The 26058-nt window shown below is 69.9% G+C and carries 16 protein-coding genes and 1 riboswitch; of the genes, 2 read left to right on the top strand and 14 right to left on the bottom strand.

The features are described from left to right. Positions 1–41: 41 nt before the first annotated feature. From PSQ21_RS30655 to PSQ21_RS30620, 8 genes are all read right to left on the bottom strand, one after another. Positions 42–4370, bottom strand: coding sequence for a condensation domain-containing protein (locus tag PSQ21_RS30655; RefSeq protein ID WP_274034556.1), 4329 nt, complete (start codon positions 4368–4370; stop codon positions 42–44). Then, positions 4367–7045, bottom strand: coding sequence for a non-ribosomal peptide synthetase (locus PSQ21_RS30650; RefSeq protein WP_274034555.1), 2679 nt, complete (start codon positions 7043–7045; stop codon positions 4367–4369). The genes PSQ21_RS30655 and PSQ21_RS30650 overlap by 4 nt, the downstream gene beginning before the upstream one ends. A 28-nt stretch (positions 7046–7073) precedes the next feature. Next, positions 7074–9377: a carbamoyltransferase HypF gene (hypF, locus tag PSQ21_RS30645; protein WP_274034554.1), complete on the bottom strand. Its 2304-nt coding sequence runs from the start codon at positions 9375–9377 to the stop codon at positions 7074–7076. A 32-nt stretch (positions 9378–9409) separates the two neighbouring features. Next, the gene (gene hypE / locus PSQ21_RS30640) at positions 9410–10423 is read right to left on the bottom strand and encodes a hydrogenase expression/formation protein HypE (RefSeq protein ID WP_274034553.1); all 1014 of its coding nucleotides are present in this window, start codon (positions 10421–10423) and stop codon (positions 9410–9412) included. Positions 10424–10438: 15 nt separating this feature from the next. Beyond that, the gene (locus PSQ21_RS30635) at positions 10439–11023 is read right to left on the bottom strand and encodes a cysteine hydrolase family protein (RefSeq protein ID WP_274034552.1); all 585 of its coding nucleotides are present in this window, start codon (positions 11021–11023) and stop codon (positions 10439–10441) included. 76 nt (positions 11024–11099) lie between these two features. Beyond that, positions 11100–11780 (bottom strand): cyclase family protein, encoded by a 681-nt coding sequence (locus PSQ21_RS30630; protein ID WP_274034551.1) that lies wholly within the window; start codon positions 11778–11780, stop codon positions 11100–11102. Positions 11781–11821: 41 nt separating this feature from the next. Next, a complete protein-coding gene (locus tag PSQ21_RS30625; RefSeq protein ID WP_274034550.1) occupies positions 11822–12196 on the bottom strand; it encodes an ectoine synthase in 375 nt (124 codons plus the stop codon). A 37-nt stretch (positions 12197–12233) separates the two neighbouring features. After that, positions 12234–12455 (bottom strand): MbtH family protein, encoded by a 222-nt coding sequence (locus PSQ21_RS30620; protein ID WP_274034549.1) that lies wholly within the window; start codon positions 12453–12455, stop codon positions 12234–12236. A 175-nt stretch (positions 12456–12630) separates the two neighbouring features. Continuing rightward, a riboswitch (S-adenosyl-L-homocysteine riboswitch) is annotated at positions 12631–12708 on the top strand. 19 nt (positions 12709–12727) lie between these two features. Here PSQ21_RS30620 and metH point away from each other — a divergent pair. Next, complete coding sequence (gene metH / locus PSQ21_RS30615) at positions 12728–16318, top strand: methionine synthase (protein WP_274034548.1); 3591 nt, start codon at positions 12728–12730, stop codon at positions 16316–16318. A gap of 101 nt (positions 16319–16419) precedes the next feature. Here metH and PSQ21_RS30610 read toward each other — a convergent pair whose 3' ends face one another. The 4 genes from PSQ21_RS30610 to dpgA are packed head-to-tail and all read right to left on the bottom strand — an operon-like array spanning position 16420 to position 20867. Further along, entirely contained in the window at positions 16420–17727 is a 1308-nt protein-coding gene (locus tag PSQ21_RS30610; RefSeq protein WP_274034547.1) for an aminotransferase-like domain-containing protein, read from the bottom strand. 13 nt (positions 17728–17740) lie between these two features. Further along, positions 17741–19099, bottom strand: coding sequence for a (3,5-dihydroxyphenyl)acetyl-CoA 1,2-dioxygenase DpgC (gene dpgC, locus PSQ21_RS30605; RefSeq protein WP_274034546.1), 1359 nt, complete (start codon positions 19097–19099; stop codon positions 17741–17743). Then, a complete protein-coding gene (dpgB, locus tag PSQ21_RS30600) occupies positions 19096–19824 on the bottom strand; it encodes an enoyl-CoA-hydratase DpgB (protein ID WP_274034545.1) in 729 nt (242 codons plus the stop codon). The genes dpgC and dpgB overlap by 4 nt, the downstream gene beginning before the upstream one ends. Before the next feature lie 17 nt (positions 19825–19841). Further along, on the bottom strand, positions 19842–20867 hold the full coding sequence (dpgA, locus tag PSQ21_RS30595; protein WP_274036017.1) for a 3,5-dihydroxyphenylacetyl-CoA synthase DpgA: 1026 nt from the start codon (positions 20865–20867) through the stop codon (positions 19842–19844). A gap of 153 nt (positions 20868–21020) precedes the next feature. Between dpgA and dpgD the strand changes: the two genes are divergently transcribed. Further along, positions 21021–21824: an enoyl-CoA-hydratase DpgD gene (dpgD, locus tag PSQ21_RS30590; protein WP_274034544.1), complete on the top strand. Its 804-nt coding sequence runs from the start codon at positions 21021–21023 to the stop codon at positions 21822–21824. Here the strand turns inward: dpgD and PSQ21_RS30585 are convergent. Then, a complete protein-coding gene (locus tag PSQ21_RS30585) occupies positions 21821–23254 on the bottom strand; it encodes a condensation domain-containing protein (RefSeq protein ID WP_274034543.1) in 1434 nt (477 codons plus the stop codon). The genes dpgD and PSQ21_RS30585 overlap by 4 nt on opposite strands. A 222-nt stretch (positions 23255–23476) precedes the next feature. Continuing rightward, positions 23477–26032: an amino acid adenylation domain-containing protein gene (locus tag PSQ21_RS30580; protein WP_274034542.1), complete on the bottom strand. Its 2556-nt coding sequence runs from the start codon at positions 26030–26032 to the stop codon at positions 23477–23479. Positions 26033–26058: the final 26 nt, after the last annotated feature.

Here is a 26058-nt window from a genome sequence, read left to right as displayed (position 1 = left end):
CCTCCTCCGCAGTGGCTTCGGCGGGTCCGCGAACCGGCCCGTCAGCTCGGTGTCGTACTCCTGCGGCGCGGCCGGACCTTGGGAGCCTGCTCCAGTCGTTCGGCCAGACCCGCCACCGTCGGGGCCGCCATGACATCGCCGACGGACGCCTTGATGCCCAGGTGGCTCCGGATCCGCACCACCAGGCGGGACGCGAGCAGCGAATGGCCGCCCAGGTCGAAGAAGTTGTCGTGGACGCCGACACCCACGGCCTCGAGGACCTCCTCGAACAGCGCGCACAGCAGTTCCTCGCGCTCCGTTCGCGGCTTGTCCTCCGCCTCGGCGGACGCACCGGGGGCTCCCCCGTCGGGCAGCGCCCCGGGGTCCGGTGCCCCTTTCCGCCCGCCCACCGGACCGACGAGTTCCAGGACGCCGTCGTCCCTTCGGCGCGCGAGCCGCCCCGCGCGGTACATGCGCTCGCCGGGCGTGCCGTACGGATTCGCGATGAACCGTTCGGCCGTCAAGGCGGGTCGATGCGCATAGCCCAGGGCCAGCCCCACTCCGGCCACGTACAGGTCGCCGACGGCTCCGACCGGGACGAGTTCCAGGCCGGGGCCGAGCACGTAGGCGCGCTGGTTCGTCACCGGCACGCCGATCGGTACGGGCGACCCCTCCGGTGCCTCGGCCACCGCCTCATGGCAGGTGGTGAGGCCGGTGTTCTCCGCGGGGCCGTAACCGCTGAGCACACGCAGGTCCGGGAAGTCCCGCAGTGCCTCGGCGAGACGAGCGGCCCACGTGTCCTGTGCGCCGGTCAGGACGTACCGCACTCCGCCCAGCGCCGCCGGACGCTCGTCGAGCAGCCGGGCGAACAGGCTCTCCGGCAGCCGCAGGACCGTGACCCCGTGCTTCGCCACGAGGAGTTCGACGGCTGCGGGACCGGGGGTCTGTCCGGGGTCCAGCACGCACCGCGCGCCATGCAGCAGCGCGCCGAACAGCTCCGTGACGAACGTCTGCTCCGACAGGGGCGAACACGGCAGGTACACGTCGTCCGGACCGAACGCGTGGTGGCCGAGCGCGGCACATGTGCCCACCACGGCCAGGTGCGAGGCCACAACGACCTCCGGCTTCCCGCCCGCCGCCACCGCGGTGACCGTCGCACACGCCGGATCGCCGAAGTGGCCGCCGATGTCGAGGTTCGCGGCGGAGCGCGCGTCGATGGCCGCGGCGTCCTGGTCCAGGCTCACGGTCGTCCCGGATCGTACGCCCGTCGCGTCACCGGCCCGGTCGACGAGATGCCGGGCGGCCGTCACGTCGAGCACCCGGGCGATGTCCTCAGGGGGGAGCGTCGGATCGAGGAGGACGCAGGCGGCGCCGGTCTTGAGGACCGCGAGGGCCGCCACGGCCAGGTCGGGACCGCGCTCGAGGCAGACGCCGACGGACATCCCCCGTGTCACGCCGGTCTCGACCAGGTGGCGTCCCAACCGGTTGGCACGGGCGTTCAGTTCACCGTAGCGGAGCTGTCGGTCACCGTGTGCTGTCGCGATCGCGTCGGGGTGCAGCCGTGCCCGGGCCTCGAACAGCTCGTGGATCCGCCCGGTCGCCGGTACGTCCGCCGAGGCGCCGCTGAGCGCGAGCACGGCCTGCCGCTCCTCCGCGGACAGCAGATCGACCTGCGCGAGACGGGTGTCCGGGGCCGTGGCCATCGCTTCCAGAACACGTACGAAGCGGGTGGCGAGATCCTCGACCGTCGTGCGGTCGAAGAGGTCGACGGAGAACTCGAACGAGCCGTTCAGCCCTGCGGGGACATCGTCGACGTAGTCCTCGCGCAGCCACAGGGAGAGGTCGAACTTGGCTGTCTCGTTGCCGACTTCGAACGGCTCGACCTGTACGTCCGGCCAGTCCGGCTGGGGCTGCCCGCGCCCCTGCAGTACGAGCATCGTCTGGAACAGCGGGTGCCGTGCCGCGGCCCGCTCCGGGTTGAGGAGCTCCACCAGGCGCTCGAAGGGCGCGTTCTGGTGTGCGAAGGCGGCCAGGTCCGTCGCCCGTACCCGGTCCAGGAGTTCGGTGATCGTCGGGTTGCCCGAGAGGTCCGTACGCAACACCAGCGTGTTCGTGAAGAACCCGATCAGCTGGTCGAGCGCCTCGTCCGTCCGGCCGCTGACCACCGTGCCGACGGGGACGTCCGTCCCGGCGCCGAGCCGGGACAGCAGCGCCGCGAGGCCCGTCTGGAGCACCATGAGCATGGTCGCGCCCTGCCGGCGGGCGAGGGCGACGAGCCTGCGATGCAGGTCGGCTCCGACGGTCAGGGGGACCAGCTCGCCCCTGAACGAGGGGGTTTCGGGCCTGCGCCGTGCGGCGGGCAGGTCGAGTTCCGTGGGCAGCCCGGCAAGTGTGCCTCTCCAGAAGTCGAGTTGGCGCGACAGCACGCTGTCGGGGTCCTCCTCGGAGCCGAGCAACTCGCGCTGCCACAAGGCGTAGTCGACGTACTGGACAGGCAGCGGGTCCCAGCGCGGAGCCGCTCCCTCGCGTCGCGCCGCATAGGCGGTCGACAGGTCCCCGAGGAGCGGATCCAGGGACGCGCCGTCGGAGACGATGTGGTGGATGAGCAGCAGCAGCACATGCTCATCGGGGTCCAGCGAGACGAGGAACGCCCGGATCAGTGGTCCGTCGCCCAGGTCGCAGGGCCGGCCGGCCAACGCCGCCAGGAAGTCCGGGAGCTCGGCGTGCCGGCACGAGGAACGCTCCAGGTGGACACGGGCCTCGGGCTCGGGGACGACGTGCTGGTGGGGGGCGCCGTCGTGGTTGCGGAACGTCGTGCGCAGCGCTTCGTGCCGTACGACGAGGTCGTTCACGGCCGCTTCGAGCGCGCCGGCGTCCAGCGCGCCCTGGAGCCGCAGCGCGGTGGGGATGTTGTACGAGGCGTTCGGGCCCTGGATCTGGTCCACCATCCACAGGCCCTGCTGGCCCGGTGACGCCGGGAGCAGGGCCGGCCGCGGTTCCACGGGCCGCAGCACGGCCCGCACCTGCTCGGACCGGCTGATCCTGGCGTCCAGCTGTGCGACGGTCGGGCCCCGGAACACGGCGCTCAGGTCCAGTTCGACGCCGAAGAGGGTGCGTACGCGGCCTGCGATCCGGGCCGCGAGGATCGAGTGGCCGCCCAGGTCGAAGAAGTCGTCATGGACGCCCACCGTTTCCCGTCCGAGCATGTCGGCGAAGATGCCGCAGAGGATCTCCTGCCGCGAGGTACGCGGCGCGGCTGGAGCTGCGGGCGCTCCCCCCACGCTGGCCGGCAGCAGCAGTTCGGGCCGGGGCTCGGCGTCCCGCGGCACGAGCTCGACGGAGCCGTCGTACCGCCAGCGGGCCCGTTCGCCGGTGCGGTACATCCGCTGGCCGGAGGCGCCCAGGGGATGGGCGACGAAGCGCTCCGCGCTCAGCGAGGGCCGGTCACCGTATCCGTAGCCCAGCCCCTCGCCGGCCAGGTACAGATCTCCCACCACACCAGGGGGCAGCAGTCTCAGGCGGCTGTCCAGCACGAAGGCACCGCCCACCCCGGCCGGGCGGTGGACGGGCCACAGGTCCTCGTGCGGTGGCTCGGCGGCCCGATCGGTGTCGTCCGCGACCGTGCACGTCCCGCCGCGCAGCAGCGCCGCCCACCAGCGGTCCACCCCGCGGCCTTCCGGCTGGGGCGTCCCGCTCCACGATCGGTCGGCGTCGGCGTCGGCGTCGGCGTCGGCGTCGGGGCCCGGGGACGACGGACCGGAGAGGCGGTGAGCCACGGCACGGTGCGGGACCAGCTCCCACAGGGCCTGACCGTCGCGGGCTCGACGGGGCACCAGGCAGGCCACGTCGAGGCCGCTCACGCAGGACGAGGGCCGCGTGTCGGGTTCGGCGGAGATCAGGGCCGCGTCGTCGTCGAGCGCGATCAGGCGTACTCCCGCGGGCAGTCGCCCCCGGAGGCGCGCCGGATCGGCTCCGCGGCCGAGCACCACACCGACGCTCACCGGGAACCGGGGTGGGACGAGCGGCTGTGCCGTATCGCCGCCGGTATCCACGGTGACGTACGCGGCTCCCGCCTTCACCACGGCCAGTCGCGCCACCACCGCGTCCAGGCCCGGACCGTCACCGATCCCGACGACGGTGCCGCGGACGGCTCCCTGCCGCCGCAGATGGTGGGCGAGCCGGTTGGCCCGCGCGTCCAGTGCGGCGTACGTCATCCGCTCGCCGCCCGAGTCGACAGCGACCGCGTTCGGCCGCGCATCCGCCTGTCGCTCGAACAGGACACCGAGCGAGGGGCCGTGGTTCCGGGCGCCCTCCGGCTCCGTGAGGGTCTCGGCCCGGCCTGTCGGCCGCTCCGGCCGGGTGACCTGCCGGCCGTACGACGGGGGGATCATGTCTCTCCTCTGCTTCGAGCCCCGGCCACCGCTCCGGTCGCCAGCGAGCCGGCCAACTCCGGCTTGGGCAGTGCCCGTCGGTTCACCTTGCCGTTCGGCGCCAGCGGCAGGGCGTCGAGGAGCACGAACGCCGCCGGCACCATGTACTCGGGCAGCCTGCCGCGCATGTGCCGCCGCAGCTCCGGCACATCGGTCGAGGAGGAGTCGGTGACGACGTAGGCGACGAGACGCTTGTCGCCCGGCCTGTCCTCGCGGAGCATCACGACGCAACCGCGAACGTGGGGGTGGTTCAGGGCCGTGGCCTCGACCTCGCCCAGTTCGACCCGGAAGCCTCGGATCTTGACCTGCCCGTCGTTCCTGCCGCAGAACTCGATGACGCCGTCGCGGCGCCTGCGCACCCGGTCTCCGGAGCGGTACATCCGGGTCCCGGGGGCGCCGAAGGGGTCCGCCACGAACCGCTCGGCGGTGAGGTCCGGGCGCGCCATGTACCCGCGCGCCACTCCGGGCCCCGCGATGTACAGCTCGCCGATCATCCCAGGCGGCACCAGGCGCATCCGCTCGTCGAGTACGTACAGTGCGGTGTTGTGGATGGGGCCGCCGATGGGGACCGTCGTGCCGACGCCGTCCTCCGTGCCGCTCCACAGGGTGGAGACCACCGTCGTCTCCGTCGGACCGTACGAGTTGTGCACGGTCGCCACCTTCGACCAGCGCCGGAAGTCCTCGACCGACAGCGCCTCACCACCGGTGATCAGCACCAGGTCGGGCGGGAACTCCCAGTCCTCCGGGATGGACGCCAACGCGGCGGGCGGCAGCGTCACATGGGTGACCCCGCATTCCGTGATGAGGTCCACGAGGTCCGGGCCCACCCGGCGGTCGTCCTCGACGAGCACCATCGTGCAGCCGTTGAACAGGCTCATGCACTGGTCCCACACCGACATGTCGAACATGAAGGACGCGAACTGCAGCACCCGGCAGTGGGGTCCCAGCGCGAACCTCTCCCGGACGGTCGACGCGAGGCTGCTCACGCCCGTGTGCGTGACGGCGACGCCCTTCGGCCGGCCCGTCGAGCCGGACGTGTAGAACACATAGGCCAGGTTCTCCCTGGCAAGGGGGCCGTTGCGGTCCGCGTCGCCCGGATTGTGCACGCGCTGTGAGCGCAGCTCCTCCTGGACGTGTGCGTCGTCGAGTACCAGGCTCCGCACCTGTTGGCCCGCGAAGACTCCCGAGTGCCACGCGTCGACCGTGACGAGGAGGGCGGGATCCGCCTCCTGGAGCATCAGCCGGACCCGCTCGCCGGGCAGGGACGGGTCGACGGTGACGTAGGCGGCGCCCGCCTTCAGAACCGCCAGAATCGACGTCACCAGGTCCATCGACCTGCTCATGCCGAGGGCGACGAGCCGCTCCGGGCCCGCGCCTCGTGCGATCAGGGCGTGCGCGAGGCGATTGGCCCTCGCGTTGAGTTCGGCGTAGCTCAACCACGCGTCGCCGTGCGTCAAGGCGACGTGATCGGGCAGCGACGCCGCTTGCGCCTCGAAGAGTTCGTGGATGAGGGAGTCCGCCGCGTGCTGGGTGCCCGTGCCGTTCCCCTCCACGAGCAGCCGCCGCACGTCCTGCCGGTCCAGGACGTCCAGATCCGCGGGCCTCACGTCCGGCCGGTCCACACATTGTCCGAGCACCGACACCCACCGGCGGACCAGCCACAGCGCCGTCTCCTGGTCGAAGAGATCGGCCGAGTACGTGAGTGTGCCGGTCATGCCGTCCGGGGCGTGGCCCGGCCGGAAGCTCTCGTGGACGTCGAAGGCCAGGTCGTACCGGGGGCCCTCGGTGTCCACGGCCTCAGGACGTGCGTCGGGGCCGGCTGTGCGCCCCTGGGCGGTGCTGTGGCGATGGACGTCCAACAGCACCTGGAACAGCGGGTGCCGGGAGGACGACCGCGTGGCGCGCATCTCGTCGACCAGTCGGTCGAAGGGGACGTCCCGGTGCGCGAAAGCGTCGAGGTCCCAGTCCCGCACCCTGGCGAGCAACTCGGTGAAGGTGGGGTTTCCCGTCGTGTCCGTGCGCAGCACCATCGTGTCGGCGAGGGCGCCGACGACGTCCTCCGCCGCCTCGTCCGTACGACCGGCGACATGGGTGCCGACCGGGACGTCCTCCCCGCACCCCAGCCTCGTCAGCAAGGCGGCCAGACCGGCCTGGAGCAGCATGAAGAGCGTCACTCCCCGCGATCTGGCGAGTCCCGCCAACCGGGCGTGCAAGGCGGCGTCCAGCGTGATCGGCACCTTCTCGGCGCGCTGTGCGGCGGTGCTCCGCCGAGGGCGGTTCGCGGGCAGTTCGAGCGCCTGCGGCATGCCCTCCAGTGCGCGGCGCCAGAAGGCGAGCGACGAGGACGTCCACTCCCCCGCCGCCGTCCTCCCCGGGACCCGGGGGCGAGGCGGGGCGAGGCGGGCGGCGACGGCTGCCAGGGACGGTGCCTGAAGGAGCTCCTCCAGGCTCACGTCGCACCGCAGCGCCGCACGCACGGCGTCGAGCAGCCGCGTCCCGGCCTCCGCGTCGCCGCCGAGCGCGACGAAGTTCTCGTGCCCGAACACCACGTCCAGGTTCAGGACCTCGGCGCACAGACCGCACAGGATCTCCTCGTGCGGAATCCGGGGGGTTCCCGCGATGCGGGCAAGTGTCATGACAAGGACCATCCTTGAGTCGAACAGATCAACCGGTGACGAGCCGCTCGGCGTCGGCCCGCTCTCGCAGCAGCGCCCCGGCGACCATGGCCTGACCGGCCGAGATGCCGCCGTCGGTCATGGGGATCCGCTGGTGCGTGTAGACACGGAATCCGGCCTGGGACAGCAGGTGCGCGACCCGCTCCGACAGGTACCGGTTGAGGAAGACGCCCCCGCTCAGGACCACGGCGTCAAGGCCGGCCTCGCGCCGCAGCCGCGCGCACACCTCGACGACGGCGTGGGACAGGCTCTCGTGGAAGCGTCGGCTCACCTCGGCCGCGTCGAGCGACCCCGCGGATGCGACGACGGCCCGTACCCAGGGGCGCACATCGACGACGTGCCGGTCCTCGGCGGCGTACAGCACGGTCGGCCATGGGTCGGTGGCGCCGTGGTCGCCGTCCAGCAGCTCCTCGAGTCTGATGGCCGCCTCGGCTTCGTAGCCGATCCGGGAACAGACACCCAGCAGCGCGGACATGCCGTCGAAAAGCCTGCCCGCACTCGACGTCAGGGGGGAGTTGACCCCGCGGGCGGCCATCTTGAGCAGGATCTCGCGCTCGCCCCGGTCCCTGCCCCGGAGCCCTGCGATGTCGAGGAGTCCGACGGCGTCCGCGCCGAACGCGGCCTCCAGGAGCGCCACCGCCACCCGGTCCGGCTCCGTCACCGCCTTGTCGCCGCCGGGCAGGCGGAACTGCCCGAGGTGTCCCCTTCGCTCGAACCCCCGGTAGTCGCCCACGAGGAACTCGCCGCCCCAGACGGTGCCGTCGGTGCCGAGCCCCGTGCCGTCGAAGATGACCCCGATGACCGGCTCGTCCAAGCCGTTGTCGAGCATGCAGGCGGCCATGTGGGCGTGATGGTGCTGTACGCCGATCATGGGCAGCCCCTGGCAGGCGGCCAGTTTGGTACTGCGGAAGTCGGGGTGCAGATCGTGTGCGACCGCCTCCGGTTCGATCCCCGTGAGCGCGCGCAGATGCGTCACCGCCTCGCTCAGGAACTGAAGATTCCCTTCGGACTTCAGATCACCGATGTGCTGGGAGAGGACGAGTTGGCGCCCGGCTGCCAGGCAGGCGGTGTTCTTCAGCTCGGCGCCGAGCGCGAGCACGGCGGGCACCGGGACCGGCGTGGTGATCGACGCCGGGACATGGCCCCGCGCGCGCCGGATGACCTGCCGTCGCGGGCCGTCGGGCAGATCGACGACGCGCACGATGGAATCGTCGACGCGTGACTGGATCGGCCGGTCGTGTTCCAGGTAGGCGTCACACACCTGCGCCAGGTCGCGCCGCGCCGCCGCGGCGGTGGTCGCCATCGGCTCGCCCGGGGCGTTGCCGCTGGTCGCCACGAGCACGGACAGGCCCGAGGCGAGCAGCAGGTGCTGCACAGGGGTGGACGGCAGCATGGCGCCCAGGGTGCCGAGCCCCGGCGCCACATGCCGGGAGATCGCCGAATCGGGCCTGGCGCGCACCAACACGATGGGCCGCGCCGGGGATTCGAGGGCGGCCGCTTCGGCGTCGGACACGAACGCGTACTCCTTGAGTACGGACGTGTCCTTGACGAGCACCGCGAAGGCCTTGCCGCCCCGCTCCTTGCGGCGGCGCAACCGCTCGACCGCCTCGTCGTTGAGGGCGTCGACCATCAACTGGTAGCCGCCGTGGGCCTTCACGGCGACGACGGCCCCGTCGCCCAGCAGCTTCGCCGCCGCCTCGACGGCGTCGTCCTCGTCCCGGCCGGCCCCGTCGTGCCCGGACAGGGTGACCCGTGGGCCGCACGTGGCGCAGGCGTTGGGCTGCGCGTGGAACCGCCGGTCGGTCACCGAGTCGTACTCGGCCTGGCAGACCGGGCACATGGTGAAGTCCGCCATGGTGGTCAGCGGGCGGTCGTAGGGGGTGTCCCTGATGATGCTGAAGCGCGGACCGCAGTCGGTGCAGTTGATGAGCGGATAGCGAAAGCGCCGGTCGTCGGGGTCCATGAGCTCGGCCAGACACGCGTCGCACACGTGCGTGTCGGCGGGTACGGAGGCCCGCTGCCGCCCCGTGGCCACGCTCTGCTCGATGCGGAACTCCCGTTCCGCGCGGCTGATGAGCTCGTCGGTGAAGTCGCAGTCCTCCACGACCGCCAACGGCGGGGCCTCGGTACGCAGGGCCTCCGTGAACGCCGCGACCGCCTCGGCGGTCCCCTCCGCACAGAGGGTGACCCCGCCGTTCTCGTTGCGGATCCAGCCGCCCAGACCTCGTTCGGTCGCGATGCGGTGGACGAAGGGCCGAAACCCCACGCCCTGGACCACACCGCTCACGCTCATCCTTCGGCGTAGCAGCCGCTGTCCGGACATGATCAGCACAGACGGGGCAGTTGGGCGCCGTACAGCAGGTCGACCGAGGTGCGTGCCCCCTGCTCGTCCTGCTGCCACACCCGCCCGTCGCCGGCGATCGCCTCTCCGACCAGCCGTGACGTGGCCGTCACCTCGTGGTCGCGCAGGACCTCCAGGACGCCTGGCACCGCGGCGGGGTCGGCGACGACGCAGAGCACGCCCTCGTTGGCGAGGTACATCACGTCCACACCGAGCATGTCGGCCGCCATGCGCGTCTCGTGCCGGACGGGAAGGGCTGAACTCTCGAGCTGGATGTCCACGGCGGAGTCCGAGGCGAACTCGTTGAGCACGGTTCCGAGTCCACCACGCGTGACGTCACGGACGCATCGGATTCCGGCTCCGCACCTGTCGAAGAGATCGGCGAGCACCCCGTTCAACGGGGCGCAGTCGCTGAGCACCCTCGTCTCGAAGCCGAGGCCCTCGCGCAACGACAGCAGATGCACGCTGTGGTCGCCGAGGTTTCCGGTGACGATGACGCCGTCGCCCGGCCGGATGCCGCGCGAGCTGAGCTTCAGCTCCGGGCGGTCGTGCAGACCGACACCCGCGGTGTTGATGTAGAGCCCGTCCGCCTCACCCCGGTGGACCACCTTGGTGTCCCCCGCGACGATCAGCACGCCGGCCTCCAGCGCCGTGGCCCGCACGCTTTCCAGCACACGGACCAGGTCGGAAATGGCGAACCCCTCCTCGATGATGAGGGCGAGGGTGAGATAGCGGGGCCTCGCCCCGGAAACCGCCAGGTCGTTGACCGTTCCGGCGACGGCTATCTTGCCGATGTCGCCATTGCCGAAGAACAGCGGATTGACCACGAACGAGTCCGTCGTGATCGCGATGCGGGCGGTGTCGAGGGGGACATCCGCGCTGTCCTCCATGAGCCCGGTGTAGACGTCACCGAGCGTCTTCGCGATGACGTCGTTGATGAGCTCGTGGCTCATCCCTCCGCCGGCACCGTGGTCGAGCTTGATTGTTTCGTTGGACATCGGCTCGGCCTTCTTTCAAGAAGCCGGGGTCGGCATGAGGTCGTGAAGTCGACCCGCGCGCACCCGGTCGACGACATCTTCCATATCGGTGACACCACCGCAGAAGGAGGCGATCCAGTCGAGCGCCCGCTGCGCATCCTCCTGCCGCATGGAAATAACACCCTCCCGGGGTACGACAACGTTGTAGCCCCGGAAGAAGCCGTCCGCCGCCGTGGTCTGGACGCAGATCTGCGTATGCATGCCGACCACGATCAGGTCGGAGACCCCGGCCTTGCGAAGCTGCTCGTCCAGATCGGTTCCGAAGAAACCGCTCGCCTGATGTTTGCGCACCATGAGGTCGCCATCGGCCACGATTTCGGCGAGCACCGCGTTGCCGGGAGAGTCCTCGGTCGCCGGCAGCCATCCGTCGTAACGCTCCGCCCGCGGGTCGTCGGGGCGGTTGATCAGCTGGAGATGGACGACGAGGACGTCAAGCGAACGCAACGTGTCCAAGAATGCGGCCAGTTTCGGGATGACCGCGCCAACCACGGCCTTGCGTTCCTCGTCCTTGTTGACCAGATCGTACTGGAGGTCGTTCGTCAGCACCGCCACTTTGGGCATTACAGGCTCCCTAGTCCCTCATCTTCCGGCCACTTCTGAGAGGCCGGCATTCCCGACTTCGCCCAGCAGGCAGGCATCACTCCGCCGCGGGCACCAGGGCGTACGCGCGTACCGGCATCGTCGCGAAACCGGCGACGGGGGCCGGCACCGCCGAGAAGCGACTTCCGTCTTCAGGGACCAGTTCCAGCCTCGTCAGGTGCTCGGCGATGGGAACTCCGCCGTCGAGAAGCGTGGTGTGCGCGGGGCGCTCCGAGTCGTCGGTGTCGTCGATGTTGAGGCTGTCGATTCCGACCAGGCTGCTGCCCTGTTCGACCAGCCAGACGGCTGCCGCTCTGGTGACATACGGGTGACCGTGGAAGTACTCCTCCTGACCCCAGTGCCGGTCCCAGCCGGTGTGCAGCAGGACCGCGCGGCCGGAGACCTCGTACTTCTCGAGGTCGGCCACCTCGATGGCGCGCTTCACCGGGTCGACGCTGATACGCAGGGCGGGCAGGTGCGCCAGCCTCTCGAGCGGCAGGTCCGCCAGGTCGGTGCCGTTCTCGAAACGGTGGAAGGGACTGTCCACATAGGTGCCGGTGTTTCCGACCATGGAGATCCGACCGATGTGGAATTCCGTACCCGGCGCATAGTGACCGCGAGATTCCTGACGGCTCAGATGTGTGGATATCTCAGGCCCGGGCAGCCCTCGATAGGTCTCCATCCCAGCGAAGATCTTGTGGCTCAGATCCACCAGAGTAAAGTCGTCGCGTGCGGTCATGGATCAGATTTCTCCTTCGTGTCGAGAACGGCCCGTGCCGGTCAGTAGCTCGAATAGGCAGTGGACCGGACGTCGTGCCGCTCCGGCCCGCGCAAGGCGGGAAAGAACACGGACACGAGATGCAGGTCCTGCTCCGCATGCGCGGTGATCGAATGCGCATCGTGTTCGTTCAGCGCATACATGGTTCCGGGCCCGATGGGATGGACCACGCCGCTCTGCTCCGTGATCTCGCCGGTTCCGGAAATACAGTAGACCGCTTCAAGATGGTCAAGGTACTGAAGACGTGAACTGGTACCAGCGTTCACGATGGTGTCGGCCACCGTGAAGCCCATGCCGTCGGACTCGAGCAGCAGACGGCGACTCACGCCGTTGCCCCAGTCGACCGACAGCGCTTCGTCAAGTCGACGAACAATCACCTGTTCCTCCCCGCCCATATGCCCCGCGCACACGCATTCAGCTGTGTGCTTCCTTTTCCATGGCGGCGACAAGGGACGCCGGCCTCATGTCCGTCCAGTGCTTCTCGATGTAGTCGAGGCAGTTCTCCCGGGTGTCACGCCCCCGCACGGTCTCCCAGCCCGCCGGCACGTCGACGAGCGCGGGCCACAGCGAGTGCTGCTTCTCCGCGTTCACCAGGACGAGGAACTCGCCGTCCGCATCATCGAATAGAGCGCTCACCGATCTTCACCTCGCGCATGACCGTCGACACAACCAATGAGCAAGGACGGTAGGAGACCCGGCGGCCCCGAATCGGCAACGAGAGCGGCGCCCTGGCGGCAGTTCGCGCTCAGTGGCCGCAACCGCGCCGGTCAGCCTGGTCTTCTGGTGCATCAGATGATTCGATAGGATCTCGGGAGCCGAGAGGCGCTGCAACGGGCTCAGCCCGCCACGCTCGGCTCATGCTTCGATCCGACAAGGGCGCCTCCGGGAATGTGACGGAGGTGTCGGCAATGGATGTGTACAGCGACCGGGGCGACGGGGGTACCGCCGCTCTGCGACGGATGCTGAGCGAGCGCATTCTGGTCCTGGACGGAGCCTCGGGCACCTTGCTCCAAGGACTCGACCTCAAGCCCGCCGACTTCCGCGGGGACGTCATCGACGCGTCGCACACCCGTGATGTGACGGGTGACCCGGACCTGCTCAATCTGACCCGGCCGGACCTGATCCTGGATGTGCACCGCAAGTACCTGGCGGCCGGTGCCGACATCGTCACCACGAACACCTTCACGGCGACGAGCATCGGGCAGGCCGACTACGCCCTGGAACACCTGGTCCGCGACATGAACCTGCAGGGCGCGCGAATCGCCCGGCAGGCGGCGAACGAGGCCGGCGGCCGGTTCGTGGCGGGCAACGTCGGCCCGCTGAACGTCACCCTGTCGATGTCGCCGCGGGTGGACGACCCGGCGTATCGGGCCGTCACCTTCGATCAGGTCAAGTCGGCCTACGCGGAACAGATCTCCGCCCTGGCCGAGGGCGGCGTCGATCTGCTCATGATCGAGACGATCTTCGACACGCTCAACGCGAAGGCCGCGCTCGCCGCCGCCCGCGAGGCCGCTCCCCAGCTGCCGCTCTGGCTGTCCGCCACCATCGTGGACCTCAGTGGGCGCACCCTGTCGGGCCAGACCATGGAGGCGTTCTGGCAGTCGATCGAGCGGGCCGAGCCGCTGGTGGTCGGGGTGAACTGCTCGCTCGGCGCGGCCGAAATGCGCCCGTACGTGGCCGAGTTGGCGCGGATCGCGGACGCCTACGTGGCCTGCCACCCCAATGCCGGTCTGCCGAACGCGTTCGGCGGGTACGACCAGAGTCCGGCGGAGACCGGCCGGCTGATCGGCGAGTTCGCCGAGGACGACCTGGTCAACATCGTGGGCGGCTGCTGCGGCACCACGCCGGAACACATCGAGCAGGTGGCCGCCACCGTGCGGGGCCGCACCCCACGGCCCTTGCCCGAGCGGCCCGCCATGACCCGGTTCAGCGGCCTGGAACCGTTCGAGATCGGTGCCGACACGGGTTTCGTGATGATCGGCGAGCGTACCAACGTCACGGGGTCGGCGAAGTTCCGCCGACTGATCGAGGCGGACGACCACCAGGCCGCCGTCGATGTCGCTCTGGACCAGGTCCGTGGCGGCGCCAACCTGCTCGACGTCAACATGGACGCCGATCTGCTCGACAGCGAGCAGGCGATGACCACCTTCTTGAATCTGATCGCGACCGAGCCCGAGGTGGCCCGCATCCCGATCATGATCGACAGTTCGCGGTGGAGCGTGATCGAGGCCGGTCTCCGGTGCGTGCAGGGCAAGGGCGTCGTCAACTCGATCAGCCTGAAGGAGGGCGAGGAGGCCTTCCTCGCCCAGGCCCGGCAGATCCGTGGCTTCGGCTTCGGCGTCGTGGTGATGGCCTTCGACGAACAGGGGCAGGCGGAGACCGCCGAACGCAAGGTGCAGATCTGCGGCCGGGCCTACGACCTGCTGGTCGACCGGGTCGGGATGAGGCCGCAGGACATCATCTTCGACCCCAACGTGCTGGCCGTGGCCACCGGCATGGCCGAGCACAACGGGTACGCGAAGGCGTTCCTCGACGCCCTGCCGCTGATCAAGCAGCGGTGCCCGGGCACACGGATCAGTGGCGGCATCTCCAACCTGTCCTTCTCCTTCCGGGGCAACGACGTGGTGCGCGAGGCCATGCACTCGGTGTTCCTCCTCCACGCGGTCCGCGCCGGCCTCGACATGGGGATCGTGAACGCGGGCCAGCTCGCCGTCTACGAGAACATCCCGGCCGATCTCCTGGAACTCATCGAGGACGTGCTGTTCGACCGCCGCGCGGACGCCACCGACCGCCTCGTGTCCTTCGCTTCCACGGTCACCGGATCGGCCACCAAGCGGGCCGTCGACCTGTCGTGGCGCGAGGGCTCGGTCCAGGAGCGTCTGTCACACGCGCTGGTGCACGGCATCGTCGACTTCGTGGAGGAGGACACCGAAGAGGCCAGGCAGCTGTTCGGCCGGCCGCTCGATGTCATCGAGGGGCCGTTGATGGACGGCATGAAGGTCGTCGGGGACCTGTTCGGCTCCGGGAAGATGTTCCTGCCGCAGGTGGTCAAGAGCGCCCGGGTGATGAAGCGCTCGGTCGCGCACCTCGAGCCGTACATGGAGAAGGAGAAGGCCTCCGGACACGGCCAGGGCAAGGTGGTGCTCGCCACCGTCAAGGGCGACGTCCACGACATCGGCAAGAACATCGTCGGCGTGGTTCTCGGCTGCAACAACTACAAGGTCATCGACCTCGGGGTGATGGTGCCCGCGGCGAAGATCCTGGAGACCGCCATCGCCGAGAACGCCGACGCGATCGGCCTGTCCGGCCTCATTACGCCGTCCCTCGACGAGATGGTCGCGGTCGCCGGCGAGATGCGCCGGCGCGGGCTCACCCTGCCCCTCCTCATCGGCGGCGCGACCACGTCGAAGCAGCACACGGCGGTGCGCATCGCGCCGGAGTACGACGGTTCGACCGTGCACGTCCTCGACGCGTCGCGCGTGGTGGGAGTCGTGTCGAACCTGTTGGACGCCGGTCGGGCGGCCGAGTTGGACGTCGCCAACCGCGCCGAGCAGGAACGGCTGCGGGATCAGCACGCGAACCGGCAGCGCGCGGCGCAGCTGAGCCTCGCCGAGGCCCGTGCCAACCACGAGTCGGTGGACTTCTCCGAGCTGTCGACGCCCGAGTTCACCGGGGCACGCAGCGTGTCGCCGTCGATCGCCTCGCTGCGTGAGCTGATCGACTGGCAGTTCCTCTTTCTCGCCTGGGGGATCAAGGGCAAGTACCCGGCGGTCCTCAAGGAGCCCGCGGCCCGTGAGCTGTACGACGACGCCCAGGCCATGCTCGACGAGATCGTGGCCGGTGACGCCTTCCGGGCACGCGGCCGGTACGGCTTCTGGCCGGCGCACTCCGCGGGCGACGACATTGTGGTCGGCGACGTCACGTTTCCGATGCTGCGCCAGCAGACGGTCAAGCCGATGGGCCGGCCGAACCGTTGCCTGGCCGACTACGTGGCGCCGTCGGGCGACCATCTCGGCGGCTTCGCGGTCTCGGTCCACGGCGCCGAGACGCTGGCCGCCCGGTACGAGGCCGAGCACGACGACTACCGCGCGATCATGGTCAAGGCCCTCGCCGACCGGCTCGCCGAGGCGTTCGCCGAGTACGTCCACCTCAAGGCGCGCCGGGAGTGGTTCGAGCCCGACGCCGACCCGCTCCTCGAGGACCTGCACGCGGAACGCTTCCGCGGCATCCGGCCCGCGCTCGGCTACCCGGCAAGCCCCGACCACTCCCAGAAGCAGGAGCTGTTCCGGTTGCTCGACGCCGAGTCCGAGCAGATCGGCCTGACCGAGTCGTACGCGATGACCCCGGCCGCCAGCGTCAGCGGACTGATCTTCGCGCACCCGGCGTCGCGCTACTTCAGCGTCGGCCGCATCGGGCGGGACCAGCTCGCCGACTACACCGCCCGTCGCGGCTGCGAGCAGGCCGAGGTGGAGAAGTGGCTGCGGCCCAACTTGACCTGAGCCCCTGACGATCGAGTGGGCCCGGCCGGACCTCGGCCGAGAGCCGGCCGGACTTCGTGCTGGAGTCCGGCCGGTTCGCCCGATGCCGCTGTGCGCGCACCTCACATCGTGCGGCCCCGGTGCGGGGACGCGATCTCGTTCGCGAAGAACGCGGCCAGGCGCCGTACCCCTTCCTCGATGTCGTCGACATCCAGGTAGCTGCATGAGAGCCGCAGTTGGTGATCGCCGGCCTCGTCAAGGTAGAACTGCTTCATCGGAGTCCACAGCACTCCGTATTCGCCGGCCGAGATCTGGAGCAGGGCGCCGTCCACGGGGACCGGAAGGCGCACCCGTACGAAGAACCCTCCCTGGGGGCGGTTCCACCGGATGCCGGGGCGCAGCGTGTCACCGACATACCGGTCGAGCGCGTCGACCAGGCAGGTCAGATTCCGTTGGTAGATCTCGGACTTGCGGCGGCTCAGTTCGACCAGGGAGCCGCCGTGTTCGAGGAGCATCCCCCCGATCACCGCCTGGCACAGCGGGGACGTGTTCACGGTGACCAGGCTCTTCAGCGCCGCCAACTCGTCCGCGAGCAGCTTGGTGCCGCTCGACGACGTGACCTGCTGGTCTGCGATCACATAGCCGACCCGGGCCCCGGGGAAGGCGACCTTGGCGAAGGTGCCGATGTGCACCACCCGCCGACGGGCGTCCAGGGCCTTGAGCGACGGCAGCTCCGACCCGTTCGTCGCCGTGAAGCCGTACGCGTTGTCCTCGACGATTAGGAAGTCCTCGCGGTCCGCGAGGTCCAGAAGCTGCCGGCGGCAGTGCAGCGACATGCGGGCACCGCCCGGATTGGAGAAGTCCGGCGCCACGTACAGCGCGCGCAGGGGCCGGCCCTCCTCGCGGGCCGTACGGCATGTCTCCGCGAGACCGTCGAGGTCGATCCCGTGCGCGCTCTCGTGGACCGGCTTCACGTCGATGTCCAGGAGCCGGGCGGCGCCGATGATGCCCACGAAGCATGGATTGGCCACCGCGAGCACGCCCTGGGCCGGCCGGAAGAGCGCGCGCAGCACCAGCAACATCGCTTCCTGCGCGCCCACGGTGATGACCAGCGCGCCGGGCGCGGCATCGATGCCGTGGTCCCGGCGCAGGGCGTCACTGACGACGCCGTTGACTATTCCCCGGCTGGGGCCGTATTCGAGAAGCAGCCGGCGTGCCTGCTCGGGGGTTCTGCCCTCGTGGACGAGATGGTCGAGAAAGGCGTCCACGTAGCGCTGGACGTCGACGTCGTCGAGCGTGTCCGGGTGGGGTGCGCCGGGCGCGAAGGATATGGCTTCCGGAAAGTCGCCCATCACCTCGTTGAGGAACCCGATGGAGCCCAGAACGGGATCCTCCAGTGAGCCGTGCAGTGAGGAGGAATGCAGTCGCATGAGGATGGGCCTCCTACGTCCGGGGCAGTGAACGCTGCCAGCGCTGTTCCACCTTGGACAGGACGTCGGCGCTGTAGGCCCTGGCGGCCTGGGTGACCGCGAACTCGGCCAGGTATGCGCGGAAGTGGTCCAGCGGCTCCTCTGCCAGGTTGAGCATCCGCCGGTTCGCCGCCACCGCGGGTGCGCCCAACTCGCGGGCGGCACGTTCCACGGTCTCGTCCAGGTCCTTCGCGGGCACGATGTCGTCGCACACCAGGGCTGCTTCCGGATCGGTCATCCGAATGCGGCGACCGCCGAGAATCACCTGCCGGGCGAACCTCGCCCCGGTCAGCCGCGTCAGGCGCAGGTTTCCCAGCCCGGGCACGATTCCCTCTTCCGCGGCCGGCAGGCTGAAGAACGCCTCCTCCTCGGCGATCACCCGGTCGAGGACCAGAAGCAGTTGCATCCCGCCGCCGATGGCGAAGGAGTCGACCGCCCCGATCCACGGCTTCTGGGTGAGCCGGTCGGACTCCATGACACCCGCCGGGTCCGTCAGGAGGCCGCGCGACATCTTGTGGATGTAGCCCAGTTCGCGCCCCATCAGGAAGTCCACGAACGAAATGGCGCCGTTGCGCAGGTCCTTGAGGTTGATGCCGGCGCTGAACACCCGTCGGCCCTGGTACCGGGGGTGTTCGACTTCCCCGCCGCGGAGGACTCCTACGCTGACCCGGTCGTCCAGCAGGACCAGGTCCACCGCCGTCTCCATGTCGGCGATCAGCTGGTTGTCCTCGGCGTTGAGGCAGTGCGCGTTGCGGAACGTCACGTGGGCCACGTGTCCCCGCCGCTCGACGTGCACCGATGTCAACTCGACGCGTCCTGTCGCGCGGAAGTCACCGAGCAGTTGCTCGGCGCGCGGCGTGGGCATCAGCATCGCGTCGATGAGGTGGGTGCCCGCGGCCCGGGAGTGCAGGACGGCGCCGCAGAAGATGGCCTGGTCGATCTCGCGCCCGTCCCGCTCGGCCTGGATGAACGCGCGCTCCGATGCCATGTGGGCCGGGGTGGGAACCAGCCCCGGGAAACGTTCCGCCGCCGCCTGGACCAGGTTCGGCAGGCGCACGTACCGGGAACGGCCCTCGGTCAGTACGTCGTACACGGCATCCGTGTGCAGGGCGAGGAACCCGCGGCGCGCCGACCTGGACGCGGCGAGGGCCGCTTCGGCGCGGCGCTGCTGGGGGGTGTCCCGACCGGGTCGGGGCGGCAGCGTGGCGAGGACCGCCTCGCACGTGGCCACATGTCCGGCCAGGGTCTGCGCGTCGCTGTCGAGAGCATCGATGAACTTCGGCTCGGGAATCGACCACACCGACGCCGCGTCGGAGGCATCCACCGTGTTCATGCCCGAGACCTCCCCGCCGGCACCGAGGCGGTGGGCCGCTCGTTCCGCAGCCTGCGCAACTCGCGGTCGCAGGCGGCGAGGTGGGCCCCCAGCGCATCGTCGTACTCCACGGACGCGGCTTCGAGCAGCAGCTGCCGGCGCACCGCCGTCTCCCGGTCCGCCATCCGTCCCGTGAGTGCTGTCGCGGCGTGCACGGCGCCCTCCACGTCGTCGGCGAGCTGGTCGATCAGGCCGAGGTCGACGGCTTGGCCGAGCGACAGGTCGGCGCCGCGCATGACGATCCGTCGAGCCGCCGCCAGTCCGAGGTGCCGCACCAGGCGGTAGAGCAGCATGCCGGGCCAGATGTGGCCGTCGTTGACGGGCAGCCGCAGTTGGAGGCCGGGGACGCCCATACGGAAGTCGACGGCGAGGAGCAGGTCCAGGGCGTGCCCGCCGCACGTTCCCCGTGCCACGGCGATGGTGATGCCGTCGAGGCTCTCCACACGCCGTACGGCCCGCTCCCAGCGGTTCACCGTCTGGATGGTCACATCGCCGGGCCACGGTCCGTGCTCATCCGGCGCTTCGCCGAGATCGAGGATCACCGCGGCTCCGTCCGGCTGCTTCTCCGCCTGATCGCAGACCGAGTTGATCAAGGCCGTCAGTTCCGCCGGTGCACGTGCACCGTCCACCTTCACGTAGAGGCCGGTTCCCTCTGGTGCTGCTGCGCCGGGAAGTTCTGTGGTCATGAATTCAGAGTCACCTTTCATCGCCAGCCGACCAGAGCCATCTCGATGGTCGACCCGGGCCCCATGGTCATGAGGACGCCGTACTCGCCCGGTTTGACGCAGTTGTCGGCAACCAGTCGCTCATAGGAGAAGAGGAACGATCCACTCGACACATTGCCGTGGTCCCGGAGTACGCCGGTCGTATGGCGTACGTCATGACGGGTCAGGCCGAGGTTCACACGCACCGAGTCGATGACCTTCTTCCCTCCGGAATGCACGACCCAGTGGGATATGTCCGAGCGCCGCAGTCCGGTTCCCTCGAGCAGCCGGTCGAGGGCGAGCTCGGCGTGCGCTCCGACCACATAAGGAACATCGGGATCAAGGTAGAAGCTGTATTTTCCATGGCTGTCGTCCCAGTCGTAACGCATGGCGTCCACTGCTTCCGGAATGATGAAACTCGAAAAGCGCAGCAATGCCGGGGCCAGCGTGTCACCGACCAGCCCCACTCCCTCCCGGTCGGTCGCACGCCGGTACCCCGGCGATCGGACCGCGACGGCGGCCGAGCCATCGCCGAAAAGACTGTTGACCACGGCAGTCCGCATGGTCCCGTCAAACACATAAGCCGCCGAACAGGCTTCGATACACACCATCAGCGCCAGTTCTCCGGGATGCGACTCCGCCCACCCCGCCACGGCCGTCAGCGCATTCAGGCCAGCATTGCACCCCATTCCCACGACATCAAGACGCGAGCAGTGCCGGTCCATTTCCAGCTCCTTCATGAGGAGCGCGGAGAAGCCCGGGGTCAGCATTCCGGTGGTCGTGACGCAGCACAGGTAGCGAACATCCGCCACCGTCGCGTTCGCGCTCTTCAGGCACGCTTCCAACGCCTCCCGCCCCATGGACAGACCGTTGGCGCGATGCTTGCGCAGCAGTTCGCCCTGGGTCTCCGTGGCGCGCGAACCATCCGGCAGCGACGGCGGCAGCGTCAGGCCTCGACGTTCGATCGCGCTGTTCAGGAAGATGGACCGCACCCGCGGATCGGCGATGTCGAACTCATCCAGCATTTCCTGTTGCGTATAAGAAGTCACCGGCACGGCAGTACCCACACCCGCGATTTCGGGTGCCGACACCTCAACCAATTTCACGCTAGATTCTCCAGACCTACATGGTTGCACTCACACTTCACCGCCGCCGGCGCCGGGGCTATAATCACGCCCATGCGGCGACTTTCACGAGTGCAATACGACAAGAAGGACAACGTTGCGCGGATAACGCTCAACAGGCCCGAGGTCCTCAACGCGATGGATCTGGAGATGCATGAGGAGCTCGCCGAGATATGGGATGATTTCGAGGCGGACGATGACATGTGGGTTGCCGTCCTTTCCGGCTCCGGTTCCCGAGCGTTCTCGGTGGGTCAGGATCTGAAGGAGCTGGCCGGCCGAGACCGCGCGGGGACCGCGTCTCCCTCCACGTTCGGCAGTCGCGGAAAGCCTGGCTGGCCCCGGTTGACAGAACGGTTCGACCTGGCCAAACCGATCGTTGCCAAGGTCCAGGGATACGCCATGGGGGGAGGCTTCGAGCTTGCCCTTTCGTGCGACATCGTCATCGCCTCCGAGGAGGCGGTGTTCGCGCTTCCCGAGGCGAAACTGGGGCTCATGGCAGGGGCGGGCGGTGTGTTCCGACTGACCCGGCAGATACCGTGGAAGATCGCGATGGGGCACCTTCTGACCGGACGTCCGATGGACGCGCGGCGCGCTTTTGAACTCGGCCTCGTCAACGAGGTGGTGCCGGCCGAGCAACTCGACGCGTGTGTCGAGAGCTGGGTCGCCGACATCCGGCGTTGCGCCCCCCTCTCCGTCCGCGCGATCAAGGAAGCCGCCATCACGTCGGCGAGCATGTCATTGGAATCAGCATTTGCGACCCGCTATCCGTGGGAAGAACGACGTATGCACAGCGAGGATGCGATCGAAGGTCCCCGTGCCTTCAGCGAGAAGCGCGCTCCCCGCTGGAAAGCGCGTTAGGCGTCGAACGACGTGTGGATCGGCCGGGAAGCCGCGAAGCGCTCGTGGCTTCCCCTGCTTCCGTCGTCCCCCTCCCCGGTGAGCAGGGCGCGCTCCCACGGGAGCAGGATGTCGGGCTCGGAGACACGGGTCCCGGGGTCGGCGGCCAGCGCCCCCAGTACGACGGTCAGGCGCTCGGCGAGGGCGGCGGCCGAGCGCTCCTCCCACAGGTCGGCCGAGTAGACGAGGTGTCCCGCGATGCCCGCGGGTTCGCCGTCCGCCGTCCAGGTCTCGGCGAGGTCGAAGTAGAGGTCGAATTTGGCCGAGTGGAGCTCGATGGACTCCGCCTTCTCCATCGTGACGGACAGGCCGGGGAAGTCCGGTTCGGCCGGTTCGTGGCTCTGGATGGCCAGCATGGTCTGGAAGAGGGGGTGCCGGCCGGGCCGACGCCGGGGAGCCATGGCCTGGACGACTGCCTCGAAGGGAACGTCCTGGTGGTCGAATGCCTGGAGGTCGAAATCCCGGACCCGGGCGATCAGGTCACGGAAGGTGGGGTCGCCGGACACATCCGTCCGCAGGGTGAGGGTGTTCACGAAGAATCCGACCAGATCGTTGAGGGCTTCGTCCGAGCGGCCGGCGGTGACCGTGCCCAGCGGAATGTCGTCGCCCGCTCCGAGGCGGCTGAAGAGGGCGGCCAGCGCCGCGTGGAACACCATGAACGGCGTGGCTCCGCACGCGTGGCCGACCTCGCGCACCCGCCGGTGCAGGCGGGCGTCCGTCGTGAACGGCACCGAACCGCCGCGGCGGGTGGTGGTCCGCGGACGCTCCCGGTCCACGGGCAGCGCGAGCTCGGCAGGCATACCCTCCAGGGCCGAACGCCAGAAGTCCGTCTGCTCGGCCAGCAGCGACCGCGGGTCGTCTGCCGATCCGAGCACCTCCCGCTGCCACAGGGCGAAGTCGGCGAACTGCACGGGCAGGGGCTCCCAGTCCGGCGCCTCTCCCTGGCACCGCGCCCGGTACGCCTGCCCCAGGTCGCGCATCAACGGCCGCACCGACCATCCGTCGACCACGATGTGGTGGAGCACCAGCTGGAGCACCCACTCCCCGTCGGCCACCTCGAACAGCAGAGCTCTGACCGGCGCTTCGCGCGTCAGGTCGAAGACGTACCGACCGCTGTCCTCCAACGCGGAGGGGCCGGCGTCCCGCGCCCGCACCACATGCAGCCGCCGGTCCTCGGGCGCGGCGGGGGCTATCCGCTGGTGCGGCGTGCCGTCCACCTCGGGGAAGCTCGTCCGCAGGGCCTCGTGCCGGGTCATGACGTCCGAGACGGCGGCGTCCAGCGCGGCGATGTCCATCCGGCCCGCCATCCTGGCCTGGACGACGATGTTGTAGGTCCAGCCGGTGTGCTCGAACCGGTCGAGCAGCCACAGCCGGTGCTGCCCCGGCGACACGGGAATCACTGTTCTCCTCCATGCTGTTCATGCCGGCGCGCACCTTGACACCGGTGCCGAGGAAGACCGCGGCGCCAGGTCTCGAACGCCACGCCCCGCCGCAGGGCTGTTCCTACGGAGACTAGGAGTCGGGCGAGACCGGCGGAGGCAGCTACTGCGGCAGTACCGAGGCGTCACGTGGCCGCGGCAGCGGCCGCCGTGAGGAGGCCGCGCCGCCCGGGCTCAGGCCCTCACGGGAGCCGACGGTACGTCCCCGGCGGGCGCGGCGGCCGTCACCGTGCCCTCCTCGGCCGCGACGGCCACGGCGGCCAGACCCGCCGGACTCTGCCGCTCGAAGACCTGACGGGCGGTGATGACGAGCCCGGCCCTGCGGGCGCGGGACACCAGCAGCATCGACTGGATCGACGAGCCGCCGATCTCGAAGAACGAGTCGTCGGCGGCGATGTGTTGAAGGCCGAGCACCTCGGCGAACAACGCGCACAGCACTTCTTCGGTGGCGGTTCGCGCGGCCCTGCCCGTACCGGCCCCCGGATCGGGGGCGGGCAGGGCGGCCTTGTCCGTCTTGCCGTTCACCGTGAGCGGCAGAGCGTCCAGAACCATGACCGTCGGCACCATGTAGTCCGGCAGACGGGCGCCCGCGAACGCCCGGACCTCGGCGACGTCCACCTCGTGGCCGGCTGCGGGCACGACGTAGGCGACCAGACGCTTGTTCCCGGGCCGGTCCTCACGGACGACGACCACTGCCTGGCCCACGCCGCCGTGGGCCGCGACCACGGCCTCGACCTCACCCGGCTCCACCCGGAAGCCACGGATCTTGACCTGCTCGTCCGCCCGGCCCACGAACTGCAGCTGCCCGTCCTCGGACCAGCGGGCGAGGTCGCCCGAGCGGTACATGCGGGCGCCTTCGCCGAAGGGGCAGGCCACGAACCGTTCGGCGGTCGGACCGGGCCGTCCGGCATAGCCACGGGCCAGGCCGGGCCCCGCGATGTACAGCTCCCCCGTCGCACCGACGGGGACCGGCCGCAGGGCGTCGTCGAGGACGAAGACCGATGCGTTGTCGATCGGACGGCCGATGGCCGGCGGCGGGTCCGCCGGCGTGATCGCGTGCGGGACCGGGTCGGCCGTGGTGATCACTGTCGCCTCGGTGGGGCCGTAGGTGTTCCACACCCGGGAGCGAGCGGTCCAGCGACTCGCCAGGGCCGCGTTCAGGCGTTCCGCGCCCAGCACCCAGTTCTCCACCCCCGGGACCGCGGCCGGTTCGAGGACACCGAGGAGCGACGGGACCACACTGGCCACGCTCACCCCGGCCGAGCGGATCATGTCCGCCAGGGCCACGGGCTCGGTGCGTTCCTCGCGCGAGGCGATCGCCAAGGTGCCCCCTCCCCCGAGCGTGACCGCCAGGTCCAGCACCGAGCCGTCGAAGCTGAACGACGCGAACTGCAACGCGACGACTCCTTCGGAGACGCCGAGGACCGGGCGCATCGCCGCGGCCAGGTTCACCAGGCCGCGGTGGGCGACGGCCACGCCCTTCGGCCGCCCCGTCGACCCCGATGTGTAGATCACGTAGGCGAGTTGACGCGGGTCGAGCACGGTGTCCAGGGGCTCGGCGGACTCGGCGGCGATGGCATCGGCGGCCTCGTCCAGCAGGACGACACGCGCCTCGCCCACCGGGACGCCCTCGACCGCCTCCCTTGTGCCCAGCACGACCGCGGCGCCACTGTCCTGGAGCATGTAGGCCAGCCGGTCCTCGGGGTGCTCGGGATCCAGCGGCACATAGGCGCCACCCGCCTTCCACACCGCCAGGATCGACACCACGATGTCGTTCCCGCGCGGCTGGCACAGGCCGACCCTGGTCTCCCGGCCCACGCCCATGCTCCTCAGACGGCGGGCCAGCCGGTTGGCGCGCTCGTCCAGTTCCGCGTACGACAACGCGTCCGCACCGCTGCGCACCGCGACGGTGTCCGGTGACCGCTCGACCCACGTCCCGTACAGATCGAGGAGCGTCCCCTCCGGAACCGGCCGGGCCGTGTCGTCCCGGTGGAGCGCCGGCGGTGACGGGGGTGGCTCGGGGTGGGCACTGCCGTCGACCAGACCGGCGATTCTCTCCAGCAGCTCGGCCGGCCGCTCGGTCAGGTACATGTGCCCGCCGGGGACCTCCTCCATGGCGAAGCGCGTCGTGGTGGTCGCGCTCCACTGCTCCAGGCTGTCGCGCGCGACGAGGGTGTCGTCGGCGCCGCGCAGCGCGGTGACCGGTATCGGCAGAGCCGATGCGCCGGATACCGGCCGGTACCGCTCGTGCATCACGGTGTCGGCGCGGAGCAACGGGAGCAACAGCTCGCGCAGTTCGGGGTTGCCGAACGCGGGGTGCCGGTATCCCGTGATCTCCTCGACGTGGGCGGCCAACGCGTCGTCGTCGAGGTCACTGGTCCGCGGACGGGTTTCCCACGGCCCCGCCGAGCCGCTGACGAACAGGTGGTTCAGCCGGCCGAAATCCCGGGCCCGCAGCTCCCTCGCGGTCTCGTACGCCAGCACGGCGCCGAGGCTGTGCCCGAAGAGGGCGACCGGCCCGGCGCCGTCGGCGGTCGCCAGGATCGTCTGCTCGGCCGCGAAACGTGCGGCTTGCCGTACGTCCGTGTACGGCTCCTCGTTATAGAGCTCCTCGCGCCCCGGGAGCTGCAGCGCGACCACGCGTACGCCCGGCGCGGACAGTTGGGCCCACTGCCGGTAGAACCCCGCGCCGCTCCCCGCGAAGGGCAGGCACACCAAAGAGAAGGACATTTCCACACCTCGTCTGAGTCGTGTCC

Source organism: Streptomyces sp. MMBL 11-1, assembly GCF_028622875.1.
In the GTDB taxonomy this organism is placed as follows: domain Bacteria; phylum Actinomycetota; class Actinomycetes; order Streptomycetales; family Streptomycetaceae; genus Streptomyces.
The sequence above is the reverse complement of the archived record's forward strand: the minus strand, read 5'-3'. Positions and strand labels throughout refer to the sequence as shown.